Raw genomic sequence first — 13,201 nt, 5'->3', positions numbered from 1 at the left:
GGATCCACCGACCCTGACAGCTCCCCTGATGAAGCCGGCCCTCAGGCGCGGCTGGCGCGACCTCAACACCGTGCAATTCGGGATGACTCCGGCACACGCGCTGACACTGGGGCCCATGGACACGGCGACGGGCAGCTTCCTCGATCAGCTCAACGGCACTCGCGGACTGGAGCTGTTGCGCGAGGAAGGCCGCCGCATGGATCTGCCGGACGGTCATGTCGACAGACTGGTGCGCCGACTGGCAGGGGCCGGACTGCTCGACGACGCCAAAGGGGGCGGCCCGGCCGGCGACACCCTGCGGCGCAAGAAGGAGGTACTGGACCGGATGCGCCCCGATCTGGCCTCGCTGTCCCTGACCACCTCCCAGCCGGGTGAGGCGATGAGCCGCCTGACCGCGCGTCGCTCACTGCGCGTACAGGTGAGAGGCGCCGGCCGGGTCGGCTCGATGGTGGCCTCGCTGCTGTCGGCAGCGGGGGTGGGCGACGTCGACGTGCGCGACGTCGGCCGGGTCGAACCGTGGGACGTGACGCCGGGCGGGCTGCCCATGGAGACGGTCGGCGACCGCAGGGACGAGGCCGCGCGGCGGACGGCACGCCGCTGCGCACCGGACCGCCCACCGCGCCGCGGTCCCCGCTCGCGCTTGGGAGAGGAGACCACCGGCCACTCCCTGGTGATCATCGCGCCCCGGGACGACGTCGCCGTACACGCCCCCTCCCCGTCCGCCGCCGAACCCCTCGTCTCCTCCGGCACGCCCCACCTGTACGCCGGTGTCGTGGAGGGAACCGGCGTGGTCGGCCCGCTCGTCCTGCCCGGCGAGACCGGCTGCGCCGGCTGCCTGAACGAGGAGCGCACGGATCGGGACCCGGCCTGGCCCCGCCTGGTCGCCCAGTGGCGCTCGGGCTCCAGGAGGGCACGCGAGGTGCGACCCTGCGACCTCACGCTGGCCACCACGGTCGCCGGACTGGCCGCCGCACACGCCCTCACCTTTCTGGACGGCCGGATTCCGTCCAGCGCGGGTGCACGCTGGGAAGTGTCCCTACCCGGTCTGACCTGGCACGCCCGGCCCGTGTGGGCACATTCCGCATGCCCGTGCGGCGCCACGAGGAAAGGTGAGGGAGAACACCCCTCCGAGGAAGGGGAGTGGCACGAGACAATGGCGGAGCAGCGGCCGTCGAAGAAGTCACGCCGTAGGGCAGACGCAGAGCGGCCGGCTCGTACCTGGAGGGCGCATGTCTGATCTTCCCCGCAAGGCGGTCACCCGCACCGCCAAGCTCGCCGCGCTTCCGCTCGGCTTCGCCGGACGGGCGACCTGGGGACTGGGCAAGCGGATCGTCGGCGAGTCCGCGGAGATCGTCGGCCGGGAGTTGCAGCAGCGCACCGCGGAGCAGATGTTCAAGGTGCTCGGCGAGCTCAAGGGCGGCGCGATGAAGTTCGGGCAGGCCCTGTCCGTCTTCGAGTCCGCCCTGCCCGAGGAGATCGCCGGCCCCTACCGCGCCGCACTCACGAAGCTCCAGGAGGCAGCTCCCCCGATGCCGACGCGCACCGTGCACTCGGTGCTGGCGGAGCGGCTCGGTGAGGACTGGCACGACCTGTTCCTGGAGTTCGAGGACAAGCCGTCCGCGGCCGCCTCGATCGGCCAGGTGCATCGCGGGGTGTGGCACGACGGCCGTGAGGTCGCGGTCAAGGTGCAGTACCCGGGAGCCGGCGAGGCCCTGCTGTCCGACCTGAACCAATTGAGCCGCTTCGCCCGACTCTTGGGCCCGCTGATCCCCGGCATGGACATCAAGCCACTGATCACCGAGCTCAAGGACCGGGTCTCGGAGGAACTGGACTACGGCCTGGAGGCGCAGGCCCAGCAGGCACACGCGGACGAGTTCGCCGACGATCCCGACGTCGTCGTGCCCGCGGTGGTCCACCAGTGCGACCAGGTCCTGATCACGGAGTGGATGGAGGGCATCCCGCTCTCGGAGGTGATCTCCGACGGCACCCAGGAGCAGCGCGACCGCGCCGGCCAGCTCCTGGCCCGCTTCCTTTTCTCCGGCCCGGCCCGCACCGGCCTGCTGCATGCCGACCCGCACCCGGGCAACTTCCGCCTCCTGCCGGGCGGCCCGGAAGGCGAGGACGACTGGCGGCTGGGCGTCCTGGACTTCGGCACGGTCGACCGTCTGCCGGGCGGCCTGCCGACCCCCATCGGCGACTCCCTGCGGATGACCCTGGACGGCGAGGCGGACGCCGTCTACGAACTTCTCTGCGAGGAGGGCTTCGTCAAGGATTCCATCGACCTGGACCCCGACGCCGTCCTCGACTACCTCCTGCCGATCATCGAACCGGCCCAGGTCGACGAGTTCACCTTCACGCGGGGCTGGATGCGCAGCCAGGCCGGCCGCGTGGCCGACCCCCGCTCCCCCGCCTACCAACTCGCGAAACAGCTCAACCTCCCCCCGGCGTATCTCCTCATCCACCGGGTGACGCTGAGCACGATCGGGGTGCTGTGCCAGCTGGGCGCGACGGTGAGACTGCGCGACGAACTGGAGGAGTGGCTTCCTGGATTCGTCCTGGAGGAGCCGACCGCTGAGGAGGGGGCGGCGGCGGAGGCGTGAGCTGACGCTGCTTGCGCGGAAGCGCTGGGGGAGAGGGAGGGGGGCGGGGGCGGGGGGAGGCCCCCAAGGGAAGCAGCCGCCCTACCACCAAGCCGAGTCCAACCGCCCCTCGATCGCCCTGAGATTCTCCCGAGAGCACTTGTCGCAGATGTACTGACGGGTGCCGTGCTCCACGGAGCAGGTCCAGGTGGGCTGCGGGGACCGGGCCTCGGTGCCGCATCGGGCGCACACGAGGGGCTGGGGCTCCGTGGCGGAGCCGCCGTTGTCACTGCCTCCGGAAAGACTCGTCACTCGGCGACGATATCGCCGCCGCTGTCCGATCGACGGGCACAACGCACCGCGGGGGCCGGTCCGTTCGTACGGACCGGCCCCCGCGGGGAGCTACCGCCTCCCTGACGGGGAGGCAACCGCGTAGCGGTGTGGTCGATTACTGCATGACCGCCATGGCGAGCGCACGGCGAGCACGCAGCGAGGCGCGCTCGGCCCGGCGCTGCATGCGGCGCGCGGTCGCGACGCGCACGGCCCGGCTCTCCCGCGCGGCCTCGTGCTGTCGCTCGTGCATATGCGCACGTGCCAGGGCTTCTTGGATGAGTTGCATCTCTCGGTTCCTGTTCTGACGCGAGTCCTTCGCGCCACTGGTGGTGAAGTCTTCAGGCGCGGAGCCTGCGAGCTCGTGGGTGGACGGCTTCATCGGGGCCTGCTTCTGGGGGTCGTGCGTGAAGGGACGGTCGATCGTTCCTGCGGTGTTCATGCCGTGACCGGGTTCTTGCGCGGGCGGCCACGCGGCCGCTTCCGGGCGACGACGACACCCTGGACGAACAGCTCGCCACCCCAGACGCCCCAGGGCTCACGCCGCTCCTTGGCGCCGGCGAGGCAGGCCTCGATCAGCGGGCAGGTGCGGCAGAGGGACTTGGCGTACTCGACGTCCGCCGGCGACTCGGCGAAGAAGACCTCCGGGTCGTAGGAACGGCAGGGGACGGGTACGCCGAGGTTCTCGATGGCGTCGTCGAGCGCGGTGAGCGCAGTGAGGGGAGTCAAGGTGGAGTCCTCCGTGAGGCCGGGCTTGGGGATCGCGTCTGAAGGCGGTACTGACGGGGCGTGCGCTTCGAGTTGCACGGTTGGTCTTCCTCGTCTGTCGTTCCGGCCCTGTTGGGCCGGGTGGCGGTTGGTACCGGGTTTCCTTGTCCCGAGGCCCCTTCGCTCTGTCATCCCTGGTCGAGGACAAACAGAAGGGCCGCGGATCCCGGATGGGGTTCCGCGGCCCTGAAGGCGCCGGCCTGATCGACTGTCAGGCTGGATCACTCCAGGGTTCTGGCCCACGGAAGGCCCACATCTGGTGGTGCTGCGTCGTCTGCTTCCGGAATCCGGCACCGGTCGCCGTGGCGGCATAGGCATGCGCCTTTGCCTCTACTGCCGCTTCCAGTGCCTTGGTCGGTCGCTCATTGCGCTCACTGACGGGAAGACCCGCGAGAGACACGGAGGACGCCGGGCGGGCGGCACGGATGCCGGACAGACCGGTGCCCTGGTTCGAGGCGACGAGCATGCACAGGGAGGCGACGACCGAGCGATCGGTCATTTTGACGGTGCTGATGGAGCTGGCGTTGATGCTGATCACTGGACTCGCCTCCTCTCGGCGTCTCGAGGGACTGGGGTGAACCAGTCCGATGGGTATGCAAGTAGAACACGGAATTGGGGCCTTCGAGAAGGCCTCCGTTCCCGTGGCTAAGAACCTATGGGGATTGCTGGGGCATGCGCAAACTATTTTTTCGACGAGTTCGTGTCATTCCCCGTCCGGGCCGTCCTCAACCTCCTGGCCTGCGCAGATGGCCAGCACATCGGCTCCGTATCGGTCGAGCTTGCGCTTGAGGACACCGGGGATGCGGGAGAGTTCAACCGGACCGGTCGGCTCCGCCTCGGCGATGGCCATCAGGGTCCGGTCGGTGAAGACGCAGAAGTCGGGCTGTCCGCTGAGCCGTGCCTGAACGCCGCGCCATTCGCGCAGGCGTTCGTAGAGGCCCTCGTCCATGTCGGACGGGCAGGCCTCGCAGCGCATCAGCTTCATCTCGCCGGCGTCGATGAGGGTGCGCCCGCAGACGCGGCAGCGGGCAGGGCTGCGCTGTGTCCGTCTCGGGGCGGCGTCCGGTCGGCTGGTGAAACCGCGCTCGACGCCTCCGGAGCCGGCCGCGGCGGCGCGTCCGGTGGTGCCGGTCGAGCCGGGGCGCAGTCCGTCGAGGAATCGGCTGGGGCGGCGGTTCGCGCGGCCGCCGGGTGCGCGGGTGAGGGCCCAGGAGACGTGGAGGTGCTGCCGGGCGCGGGTGACGCCGACGTAGAGGAGGCGGCGTTCCTCCTCGATCTGTTCGTCGGTCTTTGCGTAGGTGATCGGCATCATGCCCTCGGCGACGCCGACCAGGAAGACGACGTCCCACTCCAGGCCCTTGGCCGAGTGCAGGGAGGCGAGGGTGACGCCCTGGACGGTGGGGGCGTGCTGGGCGTTCGCCCGTTCGTCGAGCTCCGCGACGAGGTCGGCGAGGGTGGCGCCGGGTTTGGCGGCGGCGAAGTCGTGGGCGAGGTTCACCAGGGCTGCCAGCGATTCCCAGCGCTCTCTGACGGCGCCGGAGCCGGCCGGGGGCTCGGTGGTCCAGCCCTCCCCCGACAGCACGGCACGGACCTGGGAGGGCAGGTCGACGACGTCGTCGAGGAGGGCGTCGTTGCCGCCGAAGCGGGCCGCGCCGCGCAGGGCGATGCCCGCCTTGCGTACTTCGGGGCGGTCGAAGAAGCGCTCGGCGCCGCGCAGCTGGTAGGGGACGCCCGCGTCGGCGAGGGCCTGTTCGTAGGTCTCGGACTGGGAGTTCGTCCGGAACAGGATGGCGATCTCACTGGCCGGGACGCCGGCGTCCATGAGTTCGCGGATGCGGCGGGCGGCGCCTTCGGCCTCGGCGGGCTCGTCGGTGTGCTCGGTGTAGACGGGTTCGGGGCCGGGGTCGCGTTGGGAGATGAGCTCCAGGCGGTGGTCGGCGGCGCGGCCGCGGGCCTGGGCGAGCAGGCCGTTGGCGAGGTGGACGACCTGGGGGGTGGAGCGGTAGTCGCGGACGAGCTTGACGACGGTGGCTCCGGGGTGGCGGGTGCGGAAGTCGAGCAGATGGTCGGGGGTTGCGCCTGTGAACGAGTAGATCGTCTGGCTGGCGTCTCCGACCACGCACAGGTTGTCCCGCTCGCCGAGCCACAGCTCCAGCAGGCGCTGCTGGAGCGGGCTGACGTCCTGGTACTCGTCGACGACGAAGTGCTGGTACTGGGAGCGGACCTGGTCGGCGATGTCGTGGCGGTCCTGGAGGATGCCGACGGTGAGCAGCAGGACGTCCTCGAAGTCCATGACGGAGCGGTCCCGCTTGAGGTCCTCGTAGACGTTGTAGATCTGGGCGATCTCGGCCGGGTCGCGGGGGGCTTCGCGGCCTGCTTTCGCGGCGGCGGGCGCGTAGTCGGCGGGGACGGTCTGGGTGACCTTGGACCATTCGATCTCGCCGGTGACATCCCGCAGCTCGCCCCGGTCGAGGCGGATGCGGCAGGCGGCGGCCGCGTCGGCGACGAGCTGGATCTTGCGGTCGACGAGCCGGGGCATGGAGCCGCCGACCGCTTTCGGCCAGAAGTACTGGAGCTGGCGCAGGGCGGCCGAGTGGAAGGTGCGGGCCTGGACTCCGGCGGCGCCGAGCTGGCGCAGTCGGCCGCGCATCTCGCCGGCGGCGCGGTTGGTGAAGGTGACGGCGAGCACGCTGGAGGGCTGGAGGATGCCGGCCCGTACCCCGTAGGCGATGCGGTGGGTGATGGCCCGGGTCTTGCCGGTGCCGGCGCCTGCGAGCACGCACACGGGACCGTGCAGGGCGGTGGCCACCTCGCGCTGCTCGGGGTCGAGCCCTTCGAGCACCGCGTCGGCCGAGTCCGGTGCCTGCGGGAAGAGGGTGGAGTGCGTTGCTGCTGTCACATGGCCATGCTGCCAGGTCGCCGGAGACGGCTGTGCCGGTTGTCCACAGGCAGGCATTGATAGTCGTACTAATGCGGCAGGCGTCACGTGGCGGGGCATACCCCGGGTGGGAATGGCGGCCCGGTCGCGTGCGTTCCCCCTCCGGAAGACCTGTTTCCCCGAGCCATCAGAGGAGCGCGCGAGCCATGCAGGGCACTGTGACGATGTACAGCACCACCTGGTGCGGATACTGCCAGCGGCTGAAGAAGCAGCTGGATCGCGAGGGCATCGCGTACACGGAGATCAACATCGAGCAGGACCCCGAGTCCGCCGCGTTCGTCGAGAAGGCGAATGGCGGAAACCAGACGGTCCCGACCGTGCTTTTCGCCGACGGTTCGACGCTGACGAACCCGTCGCTGGCTCAGGTCAAGCAGAAGGTCAGCGTCTGACCGCGCCTGTCGGCGCGGTTGTGGAAGGCGGTCCCTGAGGCGCTTCAGGGGCCGCCTTCTTGTCGTGCGTCCTGTCAGACGAAGCTCCTCGTCGGCAGTGGCTTGCCGTACCAGAGCTCGATCAGGCGTGCCGCGATGGAGATGCCGTACGGCGGCAGGACCTCGCCGGAGTCGAAGGCGGCACGCAGTTCCTCGCGGGAGAACCAGCGGGCCTCGTGGATCTCGTCACCGTCGACGTTGACGTCGGTGGAGGTGGCGCGGGCCATGAAGCCGAGCATGAGGCTGGACGGGAAGGGCCAGGGTTGGCTGGCGACGTACTCGACCTGCCCGACGGTGATTCCGGCCTCCTCGAAGACCTCGCGGCGCACCGTCTGCTCGATGGACTCGCCGGGCTCGACGAAGCCGGCGAGCGTCGAGAAGCGGCCTTCGGGCCAGTGGACCTGGCGGCCGAGGAGGATGCGGTCGTCCTCGTCGGTGACGGCCATGATCACGGCGGGGTCGGTGCGCGGGTAGTGCTCGGCGCCGCAGGCGGGGCAGCGGCGGATGTGCCCGGCCGCGGCGATCACGGTGCGCTCGCCGCAGCGGGAGCAGAAGCGGTGGGTGCGCTGCCAGTTCTCCAGGCCGACGGCGTGCACCATCAGGCCGGTGTCGCGTGGCGACAGCAGCAGGCCTGCCTCGCGCAGGCCGGCCGCGCGGGCGGACTGGTCGATGCGGCCGGGCAGCGCGTCCTTCTGGAGGGCGAAGTAGCTGACGCCGTCGTCGTCGATGCCGAGGAAGTAGCGGTGTGCCTCGGTGAGGGGGGCCTCGAAGGAGGGGGTCATGACGAGTTCGGTGCGGCCGTCCGCCGTCTCGTCGATGAGGACCTGGCCGCCGGAGACCACGAAGCAGCGGGTTGTGGGGTGGCTCCACGCTGCCGCGAGCCAGGCCTCGTCGAGGCGGTGGTGGGCGGCGCGGTCGATGCCGCTCGGGGCGGTGAGCGAGATGGGTCGGTCGGCGGTGTGGTCGGTCCAGGTGGTCACGGGTGCTTCCAACTCCCCCAGTGGAACGGTGTGCTTCGGCGGGCGGATCGGCGGGACGTATGGCGGGAGGGGGCCGGGTGCGGCAGGGCTCGGTGGTGCGGGACGGCCTGTCCAGTGTGCCCCGCGCGTGATGCCGCTCCGGACGGCCCCGGTGGCTCAGGGCGCATGGCGCCAGTTCGCGGCCAGGTCGCCCCACAGGTAGGCGGTGGTTTCGACGCCCTTGAGGAGCAGGTCCAGCTCGACCTTCTCGTTCGGGGCGTGCCAGCCGTCGGAGGGGACGGAGATGCCGAGGAAGAGCACGGGGGCGCCGAGGACGTCCTGGAGGTCGGCCGCGGGTCCCGAGCCGCCTTCGCGTGTGAAGCGGACGGGCCCTTCGAAGGCGCGGCCCATGGCGCGTGCGACGGACTGCAGGGCCGGGTGGTCCAGTGGGGTCAGGCACGGGCGCGTGGACCCGGTGAAGGTGATCTCGCAGCGGATCCCGGCGGGCACCTGGTCGGCGGTCCAGGCGCGGACGGCCTTCTCGATGTGCTGGGGGTCCTGTCCGGCGACGAGCCGGAAGGAGAGCTTCACCATGGCGGAGGACGGGATGATCGTCTTGCTGCCGGGGCCTTGGTAGCCGCCGCCGATGCCGTTGACCTCGGCGGTCGGGCGGGCCCAGATGCGCTCCAGGGTGGTGAGGCCGGCCTCGCCGTGGGTGGCGTACGACTTGGCGGTGCGCAGCCATCGCGCCTCGTCGAAGGGCAGCTCGGCGAAGAGGTCGCGCTCGCGGTCGGTGAGCTCGACGACGCCGTCGTAGAAGCCGGGGACGGCTACGCGTGCGTGCTCGTCGTGCAGGGCGGCGACGAGGCGGGCGGCGGCGGTCGCGGGGTTGGGGACGGCGCCGCCGAAGGAGCCGGAGTGGATGTCCTGGTCGGGGCCGTACAGCCGGATTTCGCACTCGGCGAGGCCGCGCATGCCGGTGCACACGGTGGGGGTGTCCTCGGCCCACATGCCGGTGTCGGACACGATCACGGCGTCGGCCGCGAGCCGCTGCGCGTGCTCCTCGACGAGCGCGCGGAAGTGCGGGGAGCCGGACTCCTCCTCGCCCTCGATGAGCAGCTTCAGGTTGACGGCGGGGGTGCTGCGGCCGGTGGTGGCGAGGTGGGTGCGGACGCCGAGTGTGTGGAAGAACACCTGGCCCTTGTCGTCGGCCGCCCCGCGCGCGTAGAGGCGTCCTTCGCGGACGGCGGGCTCGAAGGGGTCGCTGTCCCAGCCGTCCTCGCGGGCGGCGGGCTGCACGTCATGGTGGCCGTAGACGAGGACGGTGGGTGCCTGGGGGTCGTCGGAGGGCCACTCGGCGAAGACCGCGGGCGCGCCCTCGGTCGGCCAGACCTCGGTGGTCGGGAAGCCGGTCTCGGTGAGCTTGGCGGCGAGCCAGTCGGCGCTGCGGCGTACGTCGGGCGCGTGGTCGGGCTGGGCCGACACGGAGGGGATGCGCAGCCATTCGGCGAGGTCGTCGAGGAAGGCGGCACGGTGCTGCTCGATGTACGTGCGGACGGCGCTGTCCGGGGTCTGGCTCATGGTCACGAGCCTATCGGCCCGCACCGACATCCTGGTTGGGCGGTTCCTCACAGTTCATCTCGGTGACCGGCTCCTCGGTCAGCAGCCGCTCCAGGACCGCCCGGCCCGGCAGGTCGTCCGGGCGTACGACTTCGCCGCTGCGGACGTACAGGAACGCGGCGTCGACCGATTCCGGGGGTACGCCCTGCTGCTCGGCCCAGGCGAGCCGGTACAGGGCGAGCTGGAGCGGGTCGGCGGTGCGGGTGCGGTTGGTCTTCCAGTCGACGATCTCGTACGTCGCCCCGTCGCCGTCGCCGGTCTTGTAGACGGCGTCGATACGGCCCCGTACGACGCGGCCGGCGATCGCGAGCTGGAACGGGGCCTCGACCCGGTACGGCGTGCGGTGCCCGTATTCGGTGCGCTCGAAGGCGTCCTTGAGGGCTTCCAGGTCCCGCTCGTCGGCGATCTCGGCCTCGCTGCCGGGGAGGTCCTCCGGCTCCAGCAGGGGCAGCGTCAGCTCTTCGAAGCGGGCCTCCACCCAGGCGTGGAATCGGGTGCCTCGACGTGCGGCGGGTTGTGGGGGGCGCGGCATGGGGCGCGCGAGTTCCTGCGCGAACCCGTCCGGGTCGGCGGCCAGGCGCAGCAGCTGGGACGCGGTCAGTGACGCGGGCAGGGGTACGTCCGTGACGCTCGCGCGGGCGCGCAGCAGCTCCCCGGTGAGGGCGTCGAGGTCGCGGTCCCAGGAGGCGATGGTGCGGGCCTCCTCCGGGGTGAGGGGTTCCGCTTCCGTGGGATGTGGGCGGGCCGGGTGCTGCGGGGATGCGGGGGGCTGCGGGGGTGTCGCCTGGTGCGGGATGGTCGGGCGGTCCGGGCGGTCCGGGCGGTCGGTGGTCCAGGAGTCCCAGTCGTCGTCTTCCTCGAAGGGGTCGTCCTGGTCGGAGAAGTCCTCGGGGAGTGGTTCGTCGTCCTCCGGCGGCGCAGGCCATTGCGGGTCGTCGTACTCGTCCGGGTCGTGCGTCGCGGCCGGGTGGCCGTCCTCGTGGGAGGCGAGGTTCTCCAGGTGGGCGAGGACCGTCTCGGCTGCCGCTCGGCGTCGGGTCAGGGCGGCCTCGTCGAGGGGCAGGGGCCAGAGCTGGTCGGCGGTGTCCCGGTGCAGGGCCGGGTTCTCCTCGCCCTCGGCCGGCTCGTCCGCCCACGCCTCGATCTCGCCGTACCCGGCGGCGCAGTGGTCGTACAGGGCGTGCAGGAAGTCGGAGGGGCCGCGGGGTTTCTTCTGGGTGGGGCCCCACCAGTGGCCGGAGCCGAGGAGCAGGGAGCGGGGGCGGGTGAAGGTGACGTAGCCGAGGCGGAGTTCCTCGGTGTGCTGGTGGTCCTTCATGGCGTCCTGAAAGGCCTTCAGGCCGCGGGAGTCCCAGGAGGCGACGTCGGGGAGGGTGTCGGTGTCGCCGCGCAGTTCGTGCGGGAGCACCTTGGCCTGGGCGGTCCACTTCTCGCGGCCCTGCGTGCTGGGGAAGGTGCCGGTGACCAGGCCGGGGACGACGACGACGTCCCACTCCAGGCCCTTGGACTTGTGCGCGGTGAGCACCTTGACGGTGTTCTCGCCGCCCGGGAGGGCGTTGTCGAGGCCCTTCTCGTACTGGGCGGCGGTGCGCAGGAAGCCGAGGAAGGCGAGCAGGGTCGCCTCGTTGTCACCGGCCGCGAAGGAGGCGGCGATGTCGAGGAAGTTGGACAGGGTCTCGCGGCGGCGGGCGGCCAGCGCGTGCGGGGACGCCGACAGCTCCACTTCCAGGCCGGTGGCGGCGAGGACTCGGTGCAGGACGTCCATCAGCGGGTCGGACAGGGAGCGGCGCAGGTCGCGCAGTTCGGTGGCCAGGCGGGCGAACCGCACGCGCGCGTCCGGCGAGAAGGGCAGCCCGTCGTGGTCCCCGTCGCCGTCCAGGGGCGTCTCCAGGAACGTGTCGAGGGCGTCCGCGAGCGAGATCACCTCGGCGGGGTCGACCCCCTCGACGGCTTCGGCGAGCCGGCGGTCGGGGTCGTCGTCGCCGTCCACGCGCGCGTGGGACACCAGCATCCGTGCGCGGCGCCCCAGGAGGGCGAGGTCGCGCGGGCCGATGCGCCAGCGGGGGCCGGTGAGCAGGCGGACCAGGGAGGCGTTGGCGCCGGGGTCCTGGAGGACCTCGCAGACGGCGACCAGGTCGGCGATCTCGGGCAGATGGAGCAGCCCGGACAGGCCGACCACCTCGACCGGGATGTCGCGGGCGACGAGCGCGCCCTGGATCTCGGCGAAGTCGGTGGCCGTACGGCACAGGACGGCGATCTCGGCGGGTGCCTTGCCGGTGTTCACGAGGTGGGCGACGGAGTCGGCGATCCAGTCGATCTCCTCGGCGTGGGTGGGCAGCAGCGCGCAGCGGACGGTGCCGTCACGCTCGGCTCCGGGGGCCGGGCGCAGGGCCTCCACGCCCGCGTGCATGGCGCGCAGGGGCTCCGCGAGGCCGTTGGCGAGGTCGAGGAGGCGGCCGCCGCTGCGGCGGTTCTCGCTGAGCGCCTGGCGGGTGGCGGGGCGGCCGTCGGCGTGGGCGAAGTGCTCGGGGAAGTCGTCGAGGTTGGCGACGGAGGCGCCGCGCCAGCCGTAGATCGCCTGGCAGGGGTCGCCGACGGCGGTCACCGGGTGGCCGGTGCCTTCGCCGAACAGGCCTGCCAGGAGGACGCGTTGGGCGACGGAGGTGTCCTGGTACTCGTCCAGCAGGACCACACGGAACTCGTCGCGCAGGATGCGGCCCACTTCGGGGATCTTGGCGAGCTGTGCCGACAGGGCGATCTGGTCGCCGAAGTCGAGCAGGTCCCGTTCGCGTTTGGCGGCGCGGTAGCGGACCACGAGGTCGGCGAGTTCGCGCCGGGCCGCCGCCGCTTCGGGGACCTTGCGCAGGTCGGCGTTGGTGAGCTTGGCGCCCCGAAGGGTGAGCAGCAGTGCGGCGTCGTGCGCGCGCAGGGCCTCGGGCCGTACGAGGTGCTCGGCGAGTTCGGCGTCGAGGTTGAGGAGGTCGCTGACGAGGTCGGCGAAGGAGCGGGTGAGGGCCGGGTAGGGGCCCGGGGCCTCGCGCAGCACGCGTGCGGCGAGCTGGTAGCGGGTGGCGTCGGCGAGCAGCCGGGAGGTCGGTTCGAGGCCGATGCGCAGGCCGTGGTCGGTCAGCAGGCGGCCCGCGAAGGCGTGGTACGTGGAGATCACCGGCTCGCCGGGCGGGTTGTCCGGGTCGATGACGTCGGGGTCGGTGACGCCGGCTCTGACGAGCGCCTTGCGGACGCGCTCGGCGAGTTCACCGGCGGCCTTGTTGGTGAAGGTCAGGCCGAGGACCTGCTCGGGGGCGACCTGGCCGGTGCCGACCAGCCACACCACACGGGCCGCCATCACCGTCGTCTTGCCCGATCCGGCTCCGGCCACGATCACCTGCGGGGCGGGCGGCGCGGTGATGCACGCCGTCTGCTCCGGAGTGAACGGGATGCCGAGGAGCTCCTTGAGCTGCTCGGGATCGATGATACGGGCGGACATCTCAGAGAGGCTAGCGGCGGGCACTGACACTCGATGCCGGACAGCCCTTCGGGCCGTAGGAAGCGCAGGTCAGCACGGGTGGTGCGATCGGT

Annotated in this window: 11 protein-coding genes; 3 read left to right on the top strand and 8 right to left on the bottom strand. The window is 71.6% G+C overall.

From position 1 onward, the window contains the following. Window positions 1-28 precede the first annotated feature (28 nt). Together OG254_RS32205 and OG254_RS32200 are read left to right on the top strand one after the other, a co-directional pair. Window positions 29-1,237, top strand: coding sequence for a TOMM precursor leader peptide-binding protein (locus tag OG254_RS32205; protein ID WP_405588695.1), 1,209 nt, complete (start codon window positions 29-31; stop codon window positions 1,235-1,237). Further along, a complete protein-coding gene (locus OG254_RS32200) occupies window positions 1,230-2,600 on the top strand; it encodes an ABC1 kinase family protein (protein WP_405588692.1) in 1,371 nt (456 codons plus the stop codon). Before OG254_RS32205 ends, OG254_RS32200 begins: the two co-directional genes overlap by 8 nt. A gap of 81 nt (window positions 2,601-2,681) precedes the next feature. On the opposite strand, the gene OG254_RS32195 is transcribed toward OG254_RS32200, so the two are convergent. The 5 genes from OG254_RS32195 to OG254_RS32175 form a co-directional block, all read right to left on the bottom strand. After that, entirely contained in the window at window positions 2,682-2,891 is a 210-nt protein-coding gene (locus OG254_RS32195) for a hypothetical protein (RefSeq protein WP_405588689.1), read from the bottom strand. 136 nt (window positions 2,892-3,027) lie between these two features. After that, window positions 3,028-3,351, bottom strand: a complete 324-nt coding sequence (locus tag OG254_RS32190) for a hypothetical protein (RefSeq protein WP_351189548.1) — start codon at window positions 3,349-3,351, stop codon at window positions 3,028-3,030. Further along, on the bottom strand, window positions 3,348-3,716 hold the full coding sequence (locus OG254_RS32185; RefSeq protein ID WP_109496206.1) for a WhiB family transcriptional regulator: 369 nt from the start codon (window positions 3,714-3,716) through the stop codon (window positions 3,348-3,350). The genes OG254_RS32190 and OG254_RS32185 overlap by 4 nt, the downstream gene beginning before the upstream one ends. Before the next feature lie 172 nt (window positions 3,717-3,888). Beyond that, complete coding sequence (locus OG254_RS32180) at window positions 3,889-4,215, bottom strand: hypothetical protein (RefSeq protein ID WP_147993594.1); 327 nt, start codon at window positions 4,213-4,215, stop codon at window positions 3,889-3,891. 165 nt (window positions 4,216-4,380) lie between these two features. Beyond that, window positions 4,381-6,633 (bottom strand): ATP-dependent DNA helicase UvrD2, encoded by a 2,253-nt coding sequence (locus tag OG254_RS32175; RefSeq protein WP_405588684.1) that lies wholly within the window; start codon window positions 6,631-6,633, stop codon window positions 4,381-4,383. Window positions 6,634-6,761: 128 nt separating this feature from the next. Between OG254_RS32175 and OG254_RS32170 the strand changes: the two genes are divergently transcribed. After that, window positions 6,762-7,004 (top strand): mycoredoxin, encoded by a 243-nt coding sequence (locus tag OG254_RS32170; RefSeq protein WP_351189539.1) that lies wholly within the window; start codon window positions 6,762-6,764, stop codon window positions 7,002-7,004. A gap of 74 nt (window positions 7,005-7,078) precedes the next feature. Here OG254_RS32170 and nudC read toward each other — a convergent pair whose 3' ends face one another. From nudC to OG254_RS32155, 3 genes are all read right to left on the bottom strand, one after another. Next, complete coding sequence (gene nudC, locus OG254_RS32165; RefSeq protein WP_405588681.1) at window positions 7,079-8,023, bottom strand: NAD(+) diphosphatase; 945 nt, start codon at window positions 8,021-8,023, stop codon at window positions 7,079-7,081. 156 nt (window positions 8,024-8,179) lie between these two features. Then, window positions 8,180-9,583, bottom strand: coding sequence for a dipeptidase (locus tag OG254_RS32160; RefSeq protein WP_405588679.1), 1,404 nt, complete (start codon window positions 9,581-9,583; stop codon window positions 8,180-8,182). A gap of 10 nt (window positions 9,584-9,593) precedes the next feature. Beyond that, window positions 9,594-13,109 carry a UvrD-helicase domain-containing protein gene (locus OG254_RS32155; RefSeq protein ID WP_405588676.1) on the bottom strand — a complete coding sequence of 1,172 codons (3,516 nt, stop codon included), beginning with the start codon at window positions 13,107-13,109 and terminating at the stop codon, window positions 9,594-9,596. Window positions 13,110-13,201: the final 92 nt, after the last annotated feature.

The sequence above is a fragment of the Streptomyces sp. NBC_01092 genome (assembly GCF_045039535.1).
In the GTDB taxonomy this organism is placed as follows: domain Bacteria; phylum Actinomycetota; class Actinomycetes; order Streptomycetales; family Streptomycetaceae; genus Streptomyces.
Note: the sequence above shows the minus strand (reverse complement) of the source record. Positions and strands in the feature narration are given on the sequence as shown.